General features: G+C 64.4%; 17 protein-coding genes. 9 read left to right on the top strand and 8 right to left on the bottom strand.

Going from position 1 to position 17,863, the window contains the following annotated elements; genetic code table 11:
- Nucleotides 1-30 precede the first annotated feature (30 nt).
- Both HDG37_RS34455 and HDG37_RS34450 read right to left on the bottom strand, forming a co-directional pair.
- Nucleotides 31-1,020 (bottom strand): carboxylate--amine ligase, encoded by a 990-nt coding sequence (locus tag HDG37_RS34455; RefSeq protein ID WP_260335211.1) that lies wholly within the window; start codon nucleotides 1,018-1,020, stop codon nucleotides 31-33.
- A 719-nt stretch (nucleotides 1,021-1,739) separates the two neighbouring features.
- Entirely contained in the window at nucleotides 1,740-2,963 is a 1,224-nt protein-coding gene (locus HDG37_RS34450) for an alanine--glyoxylate aminotransferase family protein (RefSeq protein WP_184055457.1), read from the bottom strand.
- A 223-nt stretch (nucleotides 2,964-3,186) separates the two neighbouring features.
- Between HDG37_RS34450 and HDG37_RS34445 the strand changes: the two genes are divergently transcribed.
- Complete coding sequence (locus HDG37_RS34445) at nucleotides 3,187-4,182, top strand: 2-hydroxyacid dehydrogenase (RefSeq protein WP_184055455.1); 996 nt, start codon at nucleotides 3,187-3,189, stop codon at nucleotides 4,180-4,182.
- A gap of 44 nt (nucleotides 4,183-4,226) precedes the next feature.
- Here the strand turns inward: HDG37_RS34445 and HDG37_RS34440 are convergent, their stop codons facing one another.
- Entirely contained in the window at nucleotides 4,227-4,808 is a 582-nt protein-coding gene (locus HDG37_RS34440) for a plasmid fertility inhibition factor family protein (RefSeq protein ID WP_409260266.1), read from the bottom strand.
- Between the two features lie 142 nt (nucleotides 4,809-4,950).
- Here HDG37_RS34440 and HDG37_RS34435 point away from each other — a divergent pair, with 142 nt between their 5' ends.
- The 3 genes from HDG37_RS34435 (at nucleotide 4,951) to HDG37_RS34425 (ending at nucleotide 9,163) form a co-directional block, all read left to right on the top strand.
- Nucleotides 4,951-5,769, top strand: a complete 819-nt coding sequence (locus tag HDG37_RS34435; RefSeq protein ID WP_184055451.1) for a crotonase/enoyl-CoA hydratase family protein — start codon at nucleotides 4,951-4,953, stop codon at nucleotides 5,767-5,769.
- A gap of 251 nt (nucleotides 5,770-6,020) precedes the next feature.
- On the top strand, nucleotides 6,021-7,178 hold the full coding sequence (locus HDG37_RS34430; protein WP_184055449.1) for an MFS transporter: 1,158 nt from the start codon (nucleotides 6,021-6,023) through the stop codon (nucleotides 7,176-7,178).
- A 194-nt stretch (nucleotides 7,179-7,372) separates the two neighbouring features.
- Entirely contained in the window at nucleotides 7,373-9,163 is a 1,791-nt protein-coding gene (locus HDG37_RS34425) for a PQQ-binding-like beta-propeller repeat protein (RefSeq protein ID WP_184055447.1), read from the top strand.
- Between the two features lie 107 nt (nucleotides 9,164-9,270).
- On the opposite strand, the gene fahA is transcribed toward HDG37_RS34425, so the two are convergent.
- The 3 genes from fahA to HDG37_RS34410 all read right to left on the bottom strand — a co-directional run bounded on the left by fahA (nucleotide 9,271) and on the right by HDG37_RS34410 (nucleotide 12,125).
- Nucleotides 9,271-10,569 (bottom strand): fumarylacetoacetase, encoded by a 1,299-nt coding sequence (gene fahA, locus HDG37_RS34420; protein ID WP_184055445.1) that lies wholly within the window; start codon nucleotides 10,567-10,569, stop codon nucleotides 9,271-9,273.
- The gene (gene hmgA / locus HDG37_RS34415) at nucleotides 10,566-11,912 is read right to left on the bottom strand and encodes a homogentisate 1,2-dioxygenase (RefSeq protein ID WP_184055443.1); all 1,347 of its coding nucleotides are present in this window, start codon (nucleotides 11,910-11,912) and stop codon (nucleotides 10,566-10,568) included. The genes fahA and hmgA overlap by 4 nt, the downstream gene beginning before the upstream one ends.
- Nucleotides 11,913-11,984: 72 nt before the next feature.
- The gene (locus tag HDG37_RS34410) at nucleotides 11,985-12,125 is read right to left on the bottom strand and encodes a hypothetical protein (RefSeq protein WP_184055507.1); all 141 of its coding nucleotides are present in this window, start codon (nucleotides 12,123-12,125) and stop codon (nucleotides 11,985-11,987) included.
- 267 nt (nucleotides 12,126-12,392) lie between these two features.
- On the opposite strand from HDG37_RS34410, the gene HDG37_RS34405 reads away from it, so the two are divergent.
- Nucleotides 12,393-13,226: an EAL domain-containing protein gene (locus tag HDG37_RS34405; RefSeq protein ID WP_184055441.1), complete on the top strand. Its 834-nt coding sequence runs from the start codon at nucleotides 12,393-12,395 to the stop codon at nucleotides 13,224-13,226.
- A 15-nt stretch (nucleotides 13,227-13,241) separates the two neighbouring features.
- Here HDG37_RS34405 and HDG37_RS34400 read toward each other — a convergent pair whose 3' ends face one another.
- Complete coding sequence (locus tag HDG37_RS34400) at nucleotides 13,242-14,051, bottom strand: IclR family transcriptional regulator (protein WP_184055439.1); 810 nt, start codon at nucleotides 14,049-14,051, stop codon at nucleotides 13,242-13,244.
- A 94-nt stretch (nucleotides 14,052-14,145) separates the two neighbouring features.
- Between HDG37_RS34400 and HDG37_RS34395 the strand changes: the two genes are divergently transcribed.
- The gene (locus HDG37_RS34395; RefSeq protein ID WP_184055437.1) at nucleotides 14,146-15,336 is read left to right on the top strand and encodes an acyl-CoA dehydrogenase; all 1,191 of its coding nucleotides are present in this window, start codon (nucleotides 14,146-14,148) and stop codon (nucleotides 15,334-15,336) included.
- 74 nt (nucleotides 15,337-15,410) lie between these two features.
- Here HDG37_RS34395 and HDG37_RS34390 read toward each other — a convergent pair whose 3' ends face one another.
- Entirely contained in the window at nucleotides 15,411-16,049 is a 639-nt protein-coding gene (locus HDG37_RS34390; protein ID WP_184055435.1) for a peroxiredoxin, read from the bottom strand.
- Nucleotides 16,050-16,397: 348 nt separating this feature from the next.
- Between HDG37_RS34390 and HDG37_RS34385 the strand changes: the two genes are divergently transcribed.
- From HDG37_RS34385 to HDG37_RS34375, 3 genes are all read left to right on the top strand, one after another.
- Complete coding sequence (locus tag HDG37_RS34385; protein ID WP_026225611.1) at nucleotides 16,398-16,700, top strand: YqjD family protein; 303 nt, start codon at nucleotides 16,398-16,400, stop codon at nucleotides 16,698-16,700.
- A gap of 131 nt (nucleotides 16,701-16,831) precedes the next feature.
- Nucleotides 16,832-17,221, top strand: coding sequence for a phage holin family protein (locus HDG37_RS34380; RefSeq protein ID WP_184055433.1), 390 nt, complete (start codon nucleotides 16,832-16,834; stop codon nucleotides 17,219-17,221).
- Nucleotides 17,222-17,278: 57 nt separating this feature from the next.
- Nucleotides 17,279-17,794 (top strand): DUF3318 domain-containing protein, encoded by a 516-nt coding sequence (locus HDG37_RS34375; RefSeq protein WP_184055431.1) that lies wholly within the window; start codon nucleotides 17,279-17,281, stop codon nucleotides 17,792-17,794.
- Nucleotides 17,795-17,863: the final 69 nt, after the last annotated feature.

The following is a 17,863-nucleotide window of genomic DNA, read 5'->3' as shown; positions in this document are numbered from 1 at the left end:
TCTCCAGGGGAACGGCTTTCGTTGCCAGCGTCAGGCTTTGGCCTGATGCGACTCGGGCGCCCTGATCGCTTTTTTCCAGCTGCGCTTCATGCGCCGCAGCGGATTCATCACGACATAGTGCTGCAACGCTGGGAACGGATCGGTCCAGCGGAAATAGCCATCGAAAATTTTCGTGCGCTCGCTCAGCAATTCGGGCGGCGGCCGGTCGGAAAACGTCGCGCGCCACGCAACCGGTTGCCGGCTCGGGCGCTCGACGGGCAATGGCAGGCCGAGTTCATGGCGGTACGCGGCAAGCGGAATGTTGACGCCGCACAGCGTCGCGATCTCCTCCTGCCAGTCCGTGCGGCCGACCGTGGGCTCGACCATCACGAACTCGTTGTAGTTGTCGTCCCACTTGTACTCGATGCTGCCCATGCCGTCGAAACCGGCCAGCTCGGCGAAGCGCCGCGTCAGCGGTTCGAGCGTCCCGCGCGCTTCGGGCGCGGCCACGCAGATCGCGGTATTGCCGACACCCGGCGGCGAGCTCAACACCTTGCGGCCGGTGAACATGCTGACCATGTTGCCGTCGGCGCCGCGATAGAACAGCGTGAAGTGGATGTTGCTGTCAGGCCCCTCGATCCACTCCTGCGCGATGATGCCGCCCGGCGTCGCGAGCATCGCGATAGCGCGATCGCGTGCATGCTGCAGCATGTCGACGCGCACCGCGCGTTCTTTCTCGCCGCGCAGCACGTTGCGCTTGTCGTCCGGTTTCAGCACGCACGGGTAGCGCAATTCGGCCAGCCGTTCAATGTCGGCAAGCTTGTCGAGCACGACCGAGCGCGGCACCGGAAAGCCATGCCGCTGCGCGAATTCGTGAAAGCGCGCCTTGCTCGACAACATCTTGACGGTGTCGTCGGCCGGCAGGCGGAACCGATACCAGTGCGACAAAGCCGCCCGATTTTCCGACACCGCATGCACCGCGTCTTCGTCGGTCAGAATCAGAACTGGCAGACGATCGAACCGCTTGCCGAGTTCGATCATTTCATCAACGAATATTTTCCCGACAAAACTCTTTACCTGATGCGCATGAACGTGTCGGCACCACGTCGCCGCGCGGGTCCTCGTATCGACTGCGATAACCGGAACGCGGGCCTGCGCGAGCGATCGCGCCACCCCCAGCCCGTTCAACTCTGCTCCAACGATAACCCCTGCCGATTGACCTGAGTCGTATGCGCTCGCCATAGTGTCGATATCCCTGCTTCGTACGTGCGCGGACCCTCGAAGACAGACTTCGAGACTCCACGCGATCGAATTATCGAATCGGATAGAAATCCTTTTTTGTCGCCTCGCGGGGGCGCTTTGGCGTTAAAGCTTGGTTCCGGCGGCATGCATGCATGAGCGCGGCAGGCACGTCCTGGCACGCGCCGTGTGTCGAATCATGGTCTTGCGATTTACCGCAGCGTGAGCATTGCGCTGCTCTTGCCTTGACCTACTTTACGTTTCGGCCTGATCTCGATACGTGCGCCGGCGCACAGAGAACAATAGAAAGTAAGAAAGGAAAAAAACCTTTTAGAAAGGCGCAGAGCCTTATTCCGTAACGGTTTCGGAGATTTCGCCATTGTTATGTAAAAAGGTTGCGAAGCATTAATTTATTGCAACGCGATAATGGCGGGAAAAAACTTTCTAATGGGACTATAAAGTGCTGGATCGCACAAAAGATACGCGCTGCGAATGCTATTCGTAGCGCATCGGAAAAATGCTTATTTACCTTCGCTCAAGCCGCGCTCGAGCGCCGCGACACCCGCCGGCAGATCGACCTTGACGCCGAGATCGACCATCGTGCGGCCCAGCGCATGCACGGTGCGAAACAGGTTGTGCTCGCGGCACTGTTCGCCCATCTGGCCGATACGTACGATCGGCAGACCGAACGAGCCGGAGATTTCCACCTGATGCTGCCGCGAGATATGCGCGCAGACGTCGGCGGGACTGAGGCCGTCCGGCACGTCGATGCCGACCACCGAATTCAGGCGGCAATTCTCCGGCGCATACAGTTGCAGGCCCAGCGCGGTGACGCCTTGTTGCAACGCGAGCGAGCATTTCAGATGGCGCGCGAAGCGCTTCTCCAGCGTCTCCGCGCAGACGAGCCGCAGCGCCTCGTGCAGCGCGAGCACGCCCGACACCGGCGCCGTGTAGTGATACCCGGCGTTGTGCCAGAAATTTTCCGCCAGCGACGCATCGAGGCACCAGTGCGTATTGGGCGCCGTGCGGCCTTTGACGCGCGCCCAGGCGGCGTCTGAAAACGCAATCAGCGACACGCCCGGAATCGATGACAAGCCCTTCTGGCCGCCGGTGATCACCGCGTCGATGCCCCAGGTATCCATTTCGAGCGGCATCGTGCTCAGCGTGCAGACAGCGTCGACGATCACGAGCGCGCCCGCTTCCTTCGCAAGCGCGGCGATGTCTTTCAGATGATGATTCCACACGGTGTTCGAGGTCTCGCCCTGCACGACCGTGACGACCTCGGGACGCTCGCGGCGCAGCGCGTCGGCGATCTGGTCGAGACTCGCGACCGTGCGGTCCGCGACTTCGAGCATGCTCACGCGCGCGCCGACGCGCCGGCCCATTTCGCCCATGCGGTCGCTGAAGAAGCCGTTCTTGATGCACAGCATGCGCGTGCCTTCCCACGCGAGATTGGAGATCGCCATCTCCATCGCGCCCGATCCCGGTCCCGCGACGCCGAGCACCCACTTCGACTGCGTCTGGAACACGTAGCGCGCCATCGTTTTCACCTGGTTCACCACCTTCGCCATCGTGCCGCCCAGATGATTGATCACGATCGCATTGGCCTTCGCGACCGCGGCGGGAATCGGCACGGGGCCGGCGCCCATCATCAGCAGCGGTTCTTCGGGAAGGATGGCGTCGAGCGATTCGACAATCGGACAGGGGACGGACGAAGCAACGGTAGTGGAGGTCGAAGTCGGCATGATCGGTATATGAATGTGAAGCGCAAAGGAACGAACGGCCTCGCAGCAGGCACGCCGCTCGAGGCCGTTCGTCCGATCATTCACCGAACCGTGCGATTGCGCAAGTTTTTTGGCCAGGGTAGCCAGCCGTCATGCGCGAGCGGTACCCGCGTTCACCACATCACCCTACTCTTTCATTCGCGAAGTCGCCTAACATCGAGAAACAGCTTCTTCGGAGCCCGATATGCGCACGATCCTGTTCAGCAGTCGTCAATACGACGTCGATACATTCACCGAGGCCAATGCCGCGCATGGCTATGAACTGCATTTCCAGGAATCCCCTCTCGACAGCGAGACCGCGATCCTCGCGCATGGCTACGACGTGGTCTGCCCGTTCGTCAACGACAGCGTCGACGCCGCCACGCTCGAACGGCTTCATGCGGGCGGCACGCGCATGATCGCGCTGCGCTCGGCGGGCTTCAATCACGTCGACCTCGCGGCGGCCGAGCGGCTCGGCATGCCGGTCGCACGCGTACCGGCCTACTCGCCGTACGCGGTCGCCGAACATGCGGTGGGGCTGATTCTCGCGCTGAACCGGCGCCTGCCGCGCGCGGTCGCGCGCACGCGTGAAGGCGACTTCTCGCTGCATGGGCTGCTCGGCTTCGACCTGCATGGCAAGACGGTCGGCGTGATCGGCGCGGGCATCATCGGCCGGGTGTTCGCGCGCATCATGGCGGGCTTCGGCATGCAGGTGCTCGCCTACGATCCGGGGCCGCCGGCCGACGAACTGCTCGCGCTCGGCGCGCGCTACGTGCCGCTCGATACCTTGCTCGCCGAATCGGACGTCGTCAGTCTGCATTGCCCGCTGTTGCCCGACACCTATCACCTGATCGACCGCGCCGCGCTGGCGAAGATGAAGCGCGGCGCGATGCTGATCAACACCGGGCGCGGCGGGCTCGTCGAGGCGAACGCACTGATCGGCGCGTTGAAGGACGGCCAGCTCGGCCATCTCGGGCTCGACGTGTACGAGGAAGAAGGCGGCATCTTCTTCGAGGATCATTCGAATCTGCCGCTACAGGACGACGTGCTCGCGCGTCTGTTGATGTTTCCGAACGTGATCGTCACCGCGCACCAGGCGTTCTTCACGCGCGAGGCGATGACCGAGATCGCGCAGACCACGCTCGCGAACATCGCGGCGTGGCAGGCGGGCACGCCGCGCAACCTGGTGCAGGCGGGGTAGCCGTGATAACCGTGGCGTGCGCGAATTGCCGCGGACCGCGAAAGTCAGACGTCGCTGTCGCTGCCCGACTGGGTCGCGCGAATCGCGGTGCGGGCATCATCGGCCGCGCCGCACAGCTCACGCAGCAATCCCGCCTCGCGCTCGTGCACTTCGACCGGACACCAGCGCGCGCCCGCCTCGGCCAGATAGCGCGCGCGATGCTGGCCATTGCGAAACGCCACCACCCCCTCGCGCTCGATGCCGACCCAGCCGAGCAATCCCGGCGCGCGACGCGTGGAGATCGTCACGTAGGGCATCTGCGGAATCCGCGGGCTGTCAGGATCGAGAAACTCGCGAATGCCGCGGACCTTGCCCGCGTGCCATTCGGCGACCGGCTTCAGCACGTAATCGGTGTTGTCGCGATTCGCGCACAGGAGCAGCTTGCGCAGATCGACGAGCACGACCTGATGACGTGTGCCGTCGGTGACGAAGACGCGCTTCAGACGCACATGGTCGTACCACGCATGCTCGTGCAACGGCACGATCCAGACAGTTTCGGCGCAGCCCGGGGCGCGGGCCGGCGATGAATTGGGCAAAGGCAGGGACAAAGGCAGGCTCGGCAAGCTGGCGGCAGGACGCCAGAGCATTAATAGAGCGCTAACGCTACGAGCCGGACGTGACGGAAACATGACAGCCTACCGGATTAATTACGCTGCATGAGCACATGGCAACACTGCCTGATCGACAGGCAAACAGGGAGCTTCAGATACCCTTCAGGTATACATAACGATGATAGCCTTCCAATATTTCGATAACCATGTGCGAATCGAGTCGAATGACGGCAACGGCGTCGCTACGATCGTGCTGGAGAGGCCCGCGCGGCGCAATGCGGTCGATCGGCAGGTGGCCGAGGCGTTGAGCGCTGCGTTCAGCCGCTTCGAGGCCGAGCCGGCGTGGCACGCGGCCGTGCTGTTCGGCGCGGGCGGCACGTTTTGCGCGGGCGCGGACCTCGGCGCGCTCGCCGACGCTACGCGCCGCAATGAGCTGCACGCGGACGGCAGCGGCCCGGGGCCGATGGGACCGACACGCACATGCTTCAGCAAGCCGGTGATCGCCGCGATCGCCGGCTATGCGGTGGCGGGTGGGCTCGAGCTTGCCGCGATGTGCGACCTGCGCGTCGTCGAGGAAGATGCGGTGCTCGGCGTGTTCTGCCGGCGTGTCGGCATTCCGCTGATCGACGGCGGCACGATCCGGCTGCCGCGACTGATCGGTCTGTCGCGTGCGCTCGATCTGATCCTGACCGGCCGCGCGGTCGATGCGCGCGAGGCGCTTTCGTTCGGGCTCGCCAACCGCGTGGTGCCGAAGGGCGAAGCGCGCGCGGCTGCCGAGCAACTGGCCGCGGAGCTCGCCGCGTTTCCGCAGGCGGCGCTGCTCGCCGATCGTCGCTCCGCGCTCGAGAACAGCACGCTGGACGATCTCGCCGAGGCATTGCGGCGCGAAGGCGCGGGCGGCTACGCGGCGGTCTTCGCCGAAGGCGTGGCGGGCGCGGCGCGCTTTGTGTCCGGCGCGGGCCGTCATGGCGACACGTTCGACGCGGATCGCGGATAAGACGGCGCCGCGCGATCGGTGACAGGTTTGCAATCGCCGGTCGCGACACCCCCGCGCGCACGAGACCTGGGTTACCCGACCGCCGCGTTCCACAAAAAACAACAGCTTTCCGGACAGCCGGCAAGCCAGATTTGACTTAGGTAGAATCCCCTACTGTTTTTCCCTGGCCGGCGACAGCGTTTCCGCCTTCGGAATCGCCCGCCCGGCGCCCGTTGTTCGCGCCGCTTCACGCGTCACACCCCATCATCGCCATGCCTTTGCCTCTACTTGCCCTCGCCGTCGCCGCGTTTGGAATCGGTACCACCGAGTTCGTCATCATGGGCCTGTTGCCCGATGTCGCGCGCGATCTGTCCGTGTCGATTCCGGCGGCTGGCCTGCTGGTGTCCGCGTATGCGCTCGGCGTCACGATCGGCGCGCCGATCGTCGCGATCGCGGTTGCCAACATGCCGCGCAAAAAGGCCCTGATGAGCCTGATCGGCGTGTTCATCGTCGGCAATCTGCTGTGCGCGATCGCGCCCGGCTACGCGGTGCTGATGGCCGCGCGCATCGTCACCGCTTTCTGCCACGGCGCGTTTTTCGGCATCGGCTCGGTGGTCGCGGCCGGGCTCGTCGCTCCGAATCGCCGCGCGCAGGCAATCGCGCTGATGTTCACCGGCCTCACGCTCGCCAACGTGCTCGGCGTGCCGCTCGGCACCGCGCTCGGCCAGGCGGTCGGCTGGCGCGCCACTTTCTGGGCCGTGACCGGCATCGGCGTGCTGGCGGCGGCCGCGCTCGCGGTGTGCCTGCCCGCGAAGATCGAGATGCACAAGGCGAGCCTCGTGCGCGAATTCAGCGTGCTGAAGAACCCGCAGGTGCTGATGGTGCTCGGTATCAGCGTGTTCGCGTCGGCGAGCCTGTTTTCGACCTTCACCTACATCACGCCGATTCTCGAAGACGTGACCGGCTTCACGCCGCACGCGGTCACCCTGGTGCTGCTCTTGTTCGGCCTAGGCCTGACGGTCGGCAGCACGCTCGGCGGCAAGCTCGCGGACTGGCGGCTGATGCCCTCGCTGGTCGCGTTCCTGATGGCGATCGTCGTGATCCTGTGCGTGTTCGCGGGCACGATGCACGCGCGCACTCCGGCGATGCTGACCGTGTTCGTGTGGGGGGTGCTCGCATTCGCGATCGTGCCGCCGCTGCAGATGCTGATCGTCGATCGGGCGAGCCACGCGCCGAATCTGGCGTCGACGCTGAACCAAGGGGCGTTCAACCTCGGCAACGCGACCGGCGCATGGCTCGGCGGCATGGCGATCGGCGCCGGCGCGCCGCTGACGACGCTGCCGTGGGTCGGCGTCGCGACCGCGCTCGGCGCGCTGTTGTTGACGTTGTGGTCGGTGTCGATCGAACGGCGGGTGGCGGTGGCGGGGTGAGCTTGCCGGCTCGAAGTCATGGTTCGAGAGACAGCGATTACACCGTTCTGCTGCGGTCGCCGAGTTGACGAATAGACGCTAATCGCTGGCTTTTGCGATCTATACGTAGGGTGATAATCTCAACCCACGTTGCGCGGACACTCGACAAACGGCCCATATTTCGTGGCGCCGCCGCAAGCAACGGGGAGTCCGCCATGGTCTCGATGCGCCTGTTGCTCCGTGCCAGCCTGTTGGGCACGGCGATCGCGGTAGCCGCGATCGTCGCGGCGAACTGTGGAGGCGGCGGAGGCGGAAACAGCAGTGCCCCGACGGGCGCGAGCGTCGGCGCCGGCGGCGCATCCGGCGCATCGACTCCGGCCGCAGCGAGCGGCGGCAGCACCACCAGCGGTGGCACCACGAGCGGCGGCACCACCACCGGTAGCACCGGCGGCTCGGGCAGCGGCTCGGGCACCCCGACGGGCGGCACATCGGCGGCAGCCGTGCGCGACGTGCTCACCTATCACGACGACATCGCGCGCACCGGCCAGAACCTCGGCGAAACCACGCTGACGCCCGCCAACGTGGCGGCTTCGACGTTCGGCAAGGTCGGCTTCTTTAGCGTCGACGGCAAGGTCGACGCGCAGCCGCTATTCGTCGCCGCGCTGGCGATCGCGGGCGGCACGCACAACGTGCTGTACGTCGCGACCGAGAACGACAGTGTGTACGCATTCGATGCCGACACCGGCGCGACCCTGTGGCAGGTGCGCACACTCGGCACCGGCGAAACCCCGAGCGACGACCTCGGCTGCAGCCAGATCGTGAACACCATCGGCATCACCTCGACACCGTTGATCGACCGTTCGCGCGGCACGCACGGCACGATCTACGTCGTCGCGATGTCGAAGGACGCGGCCGGCGGCTACCATCATCGCATTCACGCGCTCGACCTCGCGACCGGCGGCGAGCTGCTGAACGGTCCCACCGAAGTCGCCGCCTCTTACCCGGGCAGCGGCGCGGGAAATACGAACGGCGTCGTGCCGTTCACCTCGTCGTTGTACGCGGAGCGCGCGGGGTTGCTATTGCTCGGCAACACGGTCTACACGACGTGGACCTCGCACTGCGACGACGGCGGCTATACGGGCTGGATCATGGGCTACGGCGCCGACACGTTGCAGCAGACCACCGTGCTCAACCTGACGGCTAACGGCATCGGCGGCGCGATCTGGATGAGCGGCGCGGGACCGGCGTCGGACGGCTCGTCGATCTATCTGCTCGATGCCAACGGCACGTTCGACACGACGATGACGTCGAGCGGCTTCCCCGCCAGCAAGGATTTCGGCAATACGTTTCTGAAGCTCGGCACGGCGGGAGGCCTGTCGGTGGCGGACTACTTCGCGATGACGAACGTCGTGCAGGAGGCCAACGACGACATCGACCTCGGCTCCGGCGGCGCACTGGTGCTGCCGGACCTGACCGACGCGAACGGCACCGTACAGCATCTGACGCTCGGCGCGGGCAAGGACAGCACCATCTACGTGCTGAATCGCGACTCGATGGGCAAGTTCAACCCGGCGGCCGACAACATCTATCAGGAGATTCCCGCGCAGCTTGCCGGCGGCGAGTTCGGCATGCCCGCCTATTTCAACGGGCGCGTGTATTTCGGCTCGGTCGGCGATCATCTGAAGGCGTTCACCGTGACCAACGCGAAGCTGTCGATCACACCGACCGCGCAAAGCGCGATGACGTTCGCCTATCCCGGGACGACGCCGAGCATCTCGGCGAACGGCACCACGAACGGCATCGTGTGGGCCGCCGAAAACGGCACCGTCGCGGCCTTGCATGCGTTCGACCCGATCACGCTCAACGAGCTGTACAACAGCAACCAGATGGGCACGCGCGATCAGTTCGGCACGGGCAACAAGTTCATCACACCATTGATCGCAAACGGCAAGGTGTATGTCGGCACGACGAATGGGGTGGCCGTATTCGGGTTGCTGGGTGGGTGAAGCGGACAACGCGCCGATTCATTGCGGCCCGGTACGCCCAAGGTCTCGCACAACCGACGAGGGCCGGCATACCGCGCCGGCCCTCGCTCATCGTGACTGCCGCGCGCTCACGCTCGCGCCGGCAGAATCTCTGCGGCACACGCGCCGAACCCCACGCGATACCCGTCGCCCTGGCACCAGCCGACGAGCGTCAACTCATCGCCGTCCTCGATGAACGTGCGCGTGCCGCCCTCCTTCAACGCCAGCGGCTTCTTGCCGTTCCACGTCAGCTCCAGCAGGCTGCCGTACGAATCCTCGGTCGGCCCGCTGATCGTCCCCGAGCCCATCAGGTCGCCCACCCGCGTATTGCAGCCCGCCACCGTGTGATGCGCGAGCTGCTGCGCCATCGTCCAGTACATGTATTTGAAGTTGGTCCGGGCGATCGTGCTCGCTTGCCGCGCGGGTTGCGCACGCAATGTCACTTCGAGGTGAATGTCGAACGCATGCTTTCCTCGATGCCGCAAATAGGCGAGCGGCTCTGGCTCCTGCACCGGCTGCGCGACGCGGAAGGGTTCGAGCGCATCGAGCGTGACGACCCACGGTGAGATCGTCGTCGCGAAGGTCTTCGCATTGAATGGGCCGAGCGGCACGTATTCCCATTGCTGGATGTCGCGCGCGCTCCAGTCGTTCAGCAGCACCATGCCGAAAATGTGCGCCTCCGCGTCCTCGCACGCGATCGGCTCGCCCAGCGCATTGCCGCCGCCGATGATGAAACCCGTCTCCAGTTCGATATCGAGCTTGCGGCTCGCGCCGAACACCGGACGCTCCTGGTCGGGCAACTTCAACTGACCATTCGGACGACGCACCGGCGTCCCGCTCACGACCACCGACGATGCCCGTCCGTTGTAGCCGATCGGCATCTCCGACCAGTTCGGCAGCAGCGCATGCTTCGGATCGCGGAACATCGCGCCGACATTGGTCGCGTGTTCCTTCGATGAATAGAAATCCGTGTAGCCCGGAATCTGCACCGGCAGATGCAGACGCGCATCGGCCGCGCGCACGAGCACCTTCGCGCGCAACGCGGCATCGTCGCGCAGCGTCGCGGTGTCGCGCGCGAGCAGTTGGCTCAGCTGGATACGCACGCTGCGCCACACGTCGCGGCCAAGCGCGATGAAATCGTTCAGCGCATCGCGCGCGAACACGTTGTGCGCCGGCACGTTCAGCAGACCCGCGGCCTGCAATCCGGCGAGATCGACGATCCGATCGCCGATCGCGACGCCCACGCGACGCGCGTCGTTGCCACGGTCGCTGAAAATGCCGAACGGCAGGTTCTGGATCGGGAAGTCGCCAGCCGGGTCGTTGGCCGACTCGATCCAGCTCTTGCGCGACGCATCGAGCGTCGCCTGGAGATCGTTCACCGCGTTCATCGTTGCTCCGGATTGAAGTGTTTCTTGAGGCATTGCCAGCACTCGTAGTAATGCGCCTGCAATTGCGCGGTTTCGAGCGCGAAGCGCGTCGGCTTGATCAGCGTGCGGGTCTCGAACATGAAGGCCATCGTGTCGTCGACCTTCTTCGGCACCGAGGTATCGAGATGCGACGCCTTCTCGAACGTGTCCGCGTCCGGGCCGTGGCCCGTCATGCAGTTGTGCAGGCTCGCGCCGCCGGGCACGAAGCCCTCGGCCTTCGCGTCGTAGACGCCATGCACGAGGCCCATGAACTCGCTCGCGACGTTGCGATGGAACCAGGGCGGCCGGAACGTATCTTCGGCGGCGAGCCAGCGCGGCGGGAAGATCACGAAGTCGATCGTATCGACGCCCGGCGTGTCGCTTTGCGATTGCAGCACGAGGAAGATCGACGGATCCGGATGGTCGAAGCTGATCGAGCCGATCGTGTTGAAGCGGCGCAGGTCGTATTTGTACGGCGCGTAGTTGCCGTGCCATGCCACTACGTCGAGCGGCGAATGGCCGATGTCCGCGCGCCACAGATTGCCGTTCATCTTCGCGACGAGTTCGAATGCGCCTTCGCGGTCTTCGTATGCGGCGTGCGGCGTCAGGAAATCGCGCGGATTCGCGAGACCGTTGGAGCCGATCGGCCCCAGTTCCGGCAGACGCAGCAGCGCACCGAAGTTCTCGCAGATATACCCGCGCGCGCTGCCGTCCGGCAGGCTGACCGCGAAGCGCACGCCGCGCGGAATTACCGCGATCTCGAACGGCTCGACATCGACGTGGCCCATTTCAGTCGCGATATGCAGGCGCCCCTGTTGCGGCACGATCAGCAGTTCGCCGTCGGCGCTGTAGAAGAAGCGATCGCGCATCGAGCGGTTCGCCGCGTACAGATGGATCGCGCAACCGCTCATCGCTTCGGCCGAGCCGTTGCCCGCCATCGTGACCCAGCCGTCGATGAAATCGGTCGGTTCGCTGGGCATAGGCAGGGGGTCCCAGCGCAGCTGGTTCGGCGGCGTCGGCGGCACCTCGGCGAAGTTCGCGACGAGCCGCTCCGACGGCCTCGACGTGAACGGCTTGTGCATGGCCGCCGGACGAATCCGGTACAGCCACGAGCGACGGTTGTGACCGCGCGGCGCCGTAAACGCCGTGCCCGAAATCTGTTCGGCATACAAACCATAGGCCGCGCGTTGCGGCGAATTGCGGCCGGTCGGCAGCGCGCCCGGCAATGCCTCGGTCGCGAATTCATTCGCGAAACCCGACTGATAGCCGGGCTCGATTTCATGACGCAGGCGTTCGTCGGCCGGCTTACGTGTTGAGGTATCCATACAAGGTTCTCCGCGAGTTGCCCGATTCTTTCCCGGTTGATAGGTGATCTTTGCTGATCTTTGCTGTCAGGCTCAGGCCGGCTCCGCTTTGGACGCGCGGCTGGGTGGCCGCGTCGCACCGGCGAGCACGACCACCAGCAGCGCCGAGCACAGCACCGGCAGCGCCGCCGCATGAAACAGCGCGGCATTCGAGCAGTTCAACGCGATCAGCATTGGGTCGTCCCCTCTGGCTGGCTAAGAGTGTATTTTACGAATAGTAAAACGAATTACGAATAGTGAAACTAACGTATACCCTTGGAAACACGCCCGCGAACCTCGCCATTCCGCGCTCAGCCCCGGCCGATAAGCGTGAGGCCAATAACGATATGAGCATTTTGTTAATCTGCGCAGGGCGCGTACTGCTACCATCAATGAATGCGGCCATCGCGTCGCGCTGCCACGCGCCCGGTGCGCGTTCATCGTCGCCTTTCATTTGCCTTCATGATTTCGCCGACCATCCCCGATCTGATCGCCCGCGCCGCTCATCACCCGTTTCTCGGCGAGCATCTGGCAATGGGACAAGGCGGGCACGCCGGCATCGCGCTCGCACATTTCGATGGCACCGAGCTCACGAGTGCCTACGAGCCGATCTTCGACATCAGCGTGCACGGGCTCGCGCAGTCGCTGTCATGCGGCGCGGAAGGGGTCGACCGCTTCGGTGATGAACTCGGCTTTCAGGCGGTCACGCACCGGCTCGACGCGCCGCCATTCGAGGTGTTCGATCCGTTCGACAACATCGCCGACGATCAGCAACTGGTCGCGCTAGACCGCATGTCGCGCGCGCTGCACGCAATCAACTTCTTCGGGCCGCAGCGCCATGGGTTGCTGTTTCTGCGGGTGCACGAGAGGCTGTTGAAGAGCGTGAAGTACGACCACGGCCGGCATTTTTCGAGCGTGCTGACCTCGTTCAATTTGAGTCCGACGCGCATCGTGATCGAATTGCCGGCGGCGGCGGTCGCACACAAGACGTTCCTGGGCTATCTGACGCGCAGCTATCAGCACTACGGGTTCAAGGTGGCGGGCAATCTGTCGAACGCGGGGCAGATCCTGTCGGTATCCGAAACCGCGCGGCTCGACTTCATCAAGATGGATGCGGCGGCCGCATTGCGCGACGCGACCGTGAAGCCGCTCGTCGGCTACGCGGGCCGGCTGCGGGTGCCGCTGATTTTCAATCGCGTGATGGACGAGGCGCAATTCTCCGCGCTACAGCAGTACGACGTGCGGTTCGTGCAAGGGCCATTATTCAACGCGCATTATCACGACCGGGCGGCGTGACACGATGTGGGCCCCTTAGCCGGGGCGCCCCGGCATTACCTCAGCCGGCTCCCCCAGCCGCGCCGCGAGCGCCTTCAGGCGCGGCGCGACATTCTCGCGAAACATTTCCTCCCCCATCGACGACGCCGGCCCGCTGCAGCTGAGCACGAGCCAGCGCTTTTCGCGCGGCTCGCGAAACGGCACCGCGACTGCGTTCACGTCGTCATGCCACGCACGAAACGAGTAGCAGCATCGCTCGGTCGCGAACGCGGCGATCTCCTGTTCGGCTTCGGCGACGAGCATCGCCCCCACTCTGCCAGCCGCTTTTTTCAGTTCCGCGAGTAACGCGGTACGCGCGTCGGGCGGCTGCACGGCGAGATAGGCGCGGCCCATCGAGCTCGTCAGCATCGACAGTTTCGAGCCGGATGCCAGGCCGAGCGTCAATGCGGTTTCGCTGCGAATCGTCTCCAGATACACCATGTCGAGCCCGTCCCGGCACCCGAGCGAGACCGCCGCGCCGACCTCGCGCGCCAGGCTGCGTAGGTGCGGGCGTGCCAGTTCGAGCATGTCGGTGCCCGACAGCAGCGCGAAACCGAGCGACAGCACGCCCGCGTCGAGCGCATATTTGCCGTGTCTTTCGTCCAGCCGCAGATAGCCGAGCACGGTCAGCGTGTAGGCGAGCCGGTTCACGGTTGCCTTCGGCAGACCCGTGCGTTCGACGAAATCCCGATTGCCGAGCATCGTCTCGCCTGGCCGGAACGCGCGCAACAGGTCCAGCCCGCGAGCAAGGGCGACGACGAATTTGCGTTCGTCGAGCGAAGCGGAGAAAGTGGATGGCGGCGTCATAGGGTGATACACTCGGGCGTCATTTGCAAAACATTGTTTCGCAACGCGGAACTCTAGTCAAGCTGGTTCTGAGCGAGAAATCAGGAGATACGTCATGGCCGTGGCCGCGCAGTTTCACTGGGAAGACCCGTTGCTGCTCGATCAGCAGCTCACCGAAGACGAACGTATGGTGCGCGATGCCGCTGCGGCTTACTCGCAGGACAAGCTGCTGCCGCGCGTGCTGGAGGCGTTCCGCCACGAAAAGACCGATATCGGGATCTTTCGCGAAATGGGCGAGCTTGGCCTGCTCGGTCCGACGATTCCCGAACAGTACGGGGGCCCCGGTCTGAACTATGTCGCGTACGGGCTGATCGCGCGTGAAGTGGAACGCGTCGACTCCGGCTATCGCTCGATGATGTCGGTGCAGTCGTCACTGGTGATGGTGCCGATCTACGAATTCGGCTCGGACGCGCAGAAGGAAAAATATCTGCCGAAGCTCGCGCGCGGCGAGTGGATCGGCTGCTTCGGCCTGACCGAGCCGAACCACGGCTCCGATCCGGGCGGCATGGTCACGCGCGCGAAGAAGGTCGATGGCGGCTACTCGTTGTCGGGCTCGAAGATGTGGATCACCAATTCGCCGATCGCCGACGTGTTCGTCGTATGGGCGAAGCTCGAGGAAGACGGCAAGGACAACATCCGCGGCTTCATTCTCGAGAAGGGCTGGAAGGGTCTGTCGGCACCGGCGATCCACGGCAAGGTGGGTCTGCGCGCGTCGATCACCGGCGAAATCGTGCTCGACGAAGCGTTCGTGCCGGAAGAGAACATCATGCCGGGTGTCAGCGGCCTGCGCGGTCCGTTCACGTGTCTGAACTCGGCGCGCTACGGCATCGCCTGGGGCGCGCTCGGCGCGGCCGAAGCGTGCTGGCACATCGCGCGTCAGTACGTGCTCGATCGCAAGCAATTTGGCCGGCCGCTCGCCGCGAACCAGCTGATCCAGAAGAAGCTCGCCGACATGCAGACCGAGATCACGCTCGGGCTGCAAGGCGTACTGCGCCTCGGCCGCATGAAGGACGAAGGCACGGCCGCGGTCGAAATCACCTCGATCATGAAGCGCAATTCGTGCGGCAAAGCGCTCGACATCGCCCGCCTCGCGCGCGACATGCTCGGCGGCAACGGCATTTCGGACGAATTCGGCGTCGCGCGTCATCTGGTGAACCTCGAGGTCGTCAACACCTACGAAGGCACCCACGACGTTCACGCGCTGATCCTCGGCCGTGCGCAGACCGGTATTCAGGCGTTCTTCTGATTCCGATGCTGGTGTATCGATAATGCAAAAAAGCCGGTTCCTTCGAACCGGCTTTCTGGTTCATGCCGCGCCGCTTACCGGTTCGGCTGCGGCGTCAGGCGCAGGTACGGACGCAACGCCTTGTAGCCCTTCGGGAATTTCTGCTTGATGACTTCCTCGTCCTTCAGCGACGGCACGATCACGACGTCATCGCCCTGCTTCCAGTTGCCCGGCGTCGCGACCGAGTGACTGTCGGTCAGTTGCAGCGAATCGATCACCCGCAGCACTTCGTCGAAGTTGCGGCCGGTGCTCGCCGGGTACGTGATGATCAGACGCACCTTCCGGTTCGGATCGATGACGAACAGCGAGCGCACCGTGAACGTTTCGTTCGCGTTCGGGTGAATCATGTCGTACAGCCCGGAGACCTTGCGATCGCCGTCCGCGAGAATCGGAAAACCGACGTTGGCGGCTTGCGTCTCGTTGATGTCCTTGATCCACTCCTTGTGCGACTCCGCGCTGTCGACCGACAACGCGATCGTCTTCACGTTGCGCTTTTCGAACTCGCCCGCGAGCTTTGCGGTCAGGCCCAGTTCGGTCGTGCAGACCGGCGTGAAGTCGGCCGGATGCGAGAACAGCACGCCCCAGCTATTGCCGAGCCACTCGTGAAACCTGATGCGGCCAATGCTCGACTCCTGTTCGAAATCCGGCGCAATGTCGCCAAGACGTAGACTCATAGTGCATCTCCTGTAGGTATTCGGAAGGTATCCGGATAAGGTCGCGGGCGTGTGCCCGCGGCGGCCAGTCACGATAAAGCATAAGGCCGCGGTGGTACATGGCGAACCAACATCGCGTCAGTACTTAATGTGTCTTTGTAATTTTCTCCCGTTTGACGGAAACTTTTCGGGACAGATCAACTCAATCCAGATACCGCTCTGGAGCAGAGTGCCCTCAATCGGGTGTCTTGACGCCACGCGCTGGCGGGAACGAATCGTGCGGCGGCGGCATGCAACCGGCACTATGCTCGCCAGCGACCGTTTCTTTGGTTACGATTTACGCGTAGCGTGAGACAAAGGGAGCTGTCAATGTCGGAAGTCAACAAGGAGAGATTGATGTCGGATATCAAAACCGTCCTCGCGGACGCTGAAGACCTGCTGAAACAGGCCGCGAGCGCTACCGGCGAACGCGCGTCGGAACTGCGCGAAACCGCGCTGACGCGCCTGAAGCAGGCGAAAGAAAAGGCAGCCGACGTTCAGGTCGTGGTCGTCGAAAAAGGCAAGAAGGCCGCCCGCGCCACCGACGACTACGTGCACGAGCATCCGTGGGCGTCGATCGGCATCGCCGCGGGCATCGGCGTGGTGGTCGGTCTGCTGATCAATCGCAAGTAAAGGCCGGTGAGGCCGCCGGAGCAGGCATGTCCGGCGCACCGGCGACACGGGCGGACCGGCGCGAGCCTCGCCGGTCCCCTTCTGCTGGCGCGCGCGCGCCGGCCAGGCCCTCACGCGCAACGCCCACAGCCATGACGACCGAAACACACTCGCAGCGCGCAGAACGCAGCCCGTTGCGCCGTATTCTCAGTTCCGTGTTTGCGATCCTGCAAACGCGGCTCGAACTGGTGGGCATCGAACTCGCCGAGGAAAAAGACCGCCTGCTCGGCGTGCTGTTTCTCGGTCTTGCCGCGACGATGCTCGCCACGATGGCCTTGATCGCGTTGACCGCACTCGTCGCCATTGCCTTCTGGGACACCTACCGATGGCAGGCGCTTGCCGGCATCACCGCGGTCTACGCGATTGCCGGGCTCGCCTGTGCGCTGAAGGCGCGCAGCGGTTTGCGCAACGCGCCGATGGTATTCGAAGCGACCATCGCGGAGTTCGAAAAGGATCGCGAAGCGTTTCGCAGCCGCGACTGATGGGAAAGTTCGTCTGCATCCGATCCATCGCCTCACCCTCACTGCCGTCGATACGCCATGAGCCCCTCCCGTCCTGATACCGCCTTTCGTAACAAGCGCCATCCGTCGAAGGATCTGAGCGCGCCGCATCTGCGGGCGCTGCGCAAGGAATTGCTGCTCGTGCGCGCGGACGTCGAGCGCGTCGAGCTCGCACGGGCCACCTTCGAACTGCGCCAGGCCGTCGCGCATTTCAGCTGGCTCAGGTTCGTGATCCCCGGCTTTGGCGGCGTGCGCGTCGGTAAAGGGCCAAAGGCGAGCGTGCTCAACGCGGGCACGATCGGCGCGTTGCTCAAGCAGTACCCGTTCATCAGCTCGATCGCTTCGCTGTTGCTCGCCAAACCGCTGCGCGCGAGGGTCGTCGCGAGCGCTAAGCCCGTGCTCAAGTGGGGCAGCCTTGCGCTCGGCGCGTGGGAAGCGTTCCGGATCTGGCAACAGATGAAGAACGAGTCGGCGGCGGCGCGGGCGGCCGCGGCGGCTTCCGCTACGGCGCAGTCGCCGGCTGCGCAGGACGATTCGTTGCGAAGCGGCTATTGAGGTCGTGGCCGCTGCGAGTGGCAGCAATCTATCGGACCTCCCGCTCGCATGGTTGCGTGTGTCGGACGT

Origin of the sequence: Paraburkholderia sp. MM5384-R2 (assembly GCF_014201025.1) — a bacterium.
GTDB classification, from domain to species: domain Bacteria; phylum Pseudomonadota; class Gammaproteobacteria; order Burkholderiales; family Burkholderiaceae; genus Paraburkholderia; species Paraburkholderia tuberum.
The sequence above is the reverse complement of the archived record's forward strand: the minus strand, read 5'-3'. Positions and strand labels throughout refer to the sequence as shown.

Coding starts and splice junctions, on each gene's coding strand:
- HDG37_RS34425 (WP_184055447.1), top strand. CDS start 7,373: ATGGTCTCGATGCGCCTGTTGCTCCGTGCCAGCCTGTTGGGCACGGCG.
- HDG37_RS34435 (WP_184055451.1), top strand. CDS start 4,951: ATGATAGCCTTCCAATATTTCGATAACCATGTGCGAATCGAGTCGAAT.
- fahA (WP_184055445.1), bottom strand. CDS start 10,569: ATGAACGCGGTGAACGATCTCCAGGCGACGCTCGATGCGTCGCGCAAG.
- HDG37_RS34430 (WP_184055449.1), top strand. CDS start 6,021: ATGCCTTTGCCTCTACTTGCCCTCGCCGTCGCCGCGTTTGGAATCGGT.
- HDG37_RS34375 (WP_184055431.1), top strand. CDS start 17,279: ATGAGCCCCTCCCGTCCTGATACCGCCTTTCGTAACAAGCGCCATCCG.
- HDG37_RS34390 (WP_184055435.1), bottom strand. CDS start 16,049: ATGAGTCTACGTCTTGGCGACATTGCGCCGGATTTCGAACAGGAGTCG.
- HDG37_RS34400 (WP_184055439.1), bottom strand. CDS start 14,051: ATGACGCCGCCATCCACTTTCTCCGCTTCGCTCGACGAACGCAAATTC.
- HDG37_RS34410 (WP_184055507.1), bottom strand. CDS start 12,125: ATGCTGATCGCGTTGAACTGCTCGAATGCCGCGCTGTTTCATGCGGCG.
- HDG37_RS34405 (WP_184055441.1), top strand. CDS start 12,393: ATGATTTCGCCGACCATCCCCGATCTGATCGCCCGCGCCGCTCATCAC.
- HDG37_RS34450 (WP_184055457.1), bottom strand. CDS start 2,963: ATGCCGACTTCGACCTCCACTACCGTTGCTTCGTCCGTCCCCTGTCCG.
- HDG37_RS34385 (WP_026225611.1), top strand. CDS start 16,398: ATGTCGGAAGTCAACAAGGAGAGATTGATGTCGGATATCAAAACCGTC.
- HDG37_RS34455 (WP_260335211.1), bottom strand. CDS start 1,020: ATGATCGAACTCGGCAAGCGGTTCGATCGTCTGCCAGTTCTGATTCTG.
- HDG37_RS34380 (WP_184055433.1), top strand. CDS start 16,832: ATGACGACCGAAACACACTCGCAGCGCGCAGAACGCAGCCCGTTGCGC.
- hmgA (WP_184055443.1), bottom strand. CDS start 11,912: ATGGATACCTCAACACGTAAGCCGGCCGACGAACGCCTGCGTCATGAA.
- HDG37_RS34395 (WP_184055437.1), top strand. CDS start 14,146: ATGGCCGTGGCCGCGCAGTTTCACTGGGAAGACCCGTTGCTGCTCGAT.
- HDG37_RS34445 (WP_184055455.1), top strand. CDS start 3,187: ATGCGCACGATCCTGTTCAGCAGTCGTCAATACGACGTCGATACATTC.
- HDG37_RS34440 (WP_409260266.1), bottom strand. CDS start 4,808: ATGCTCTGGCGTCCTGCCGCCAGCTTGCCGAGCCTGCCTTTGTCCCTG.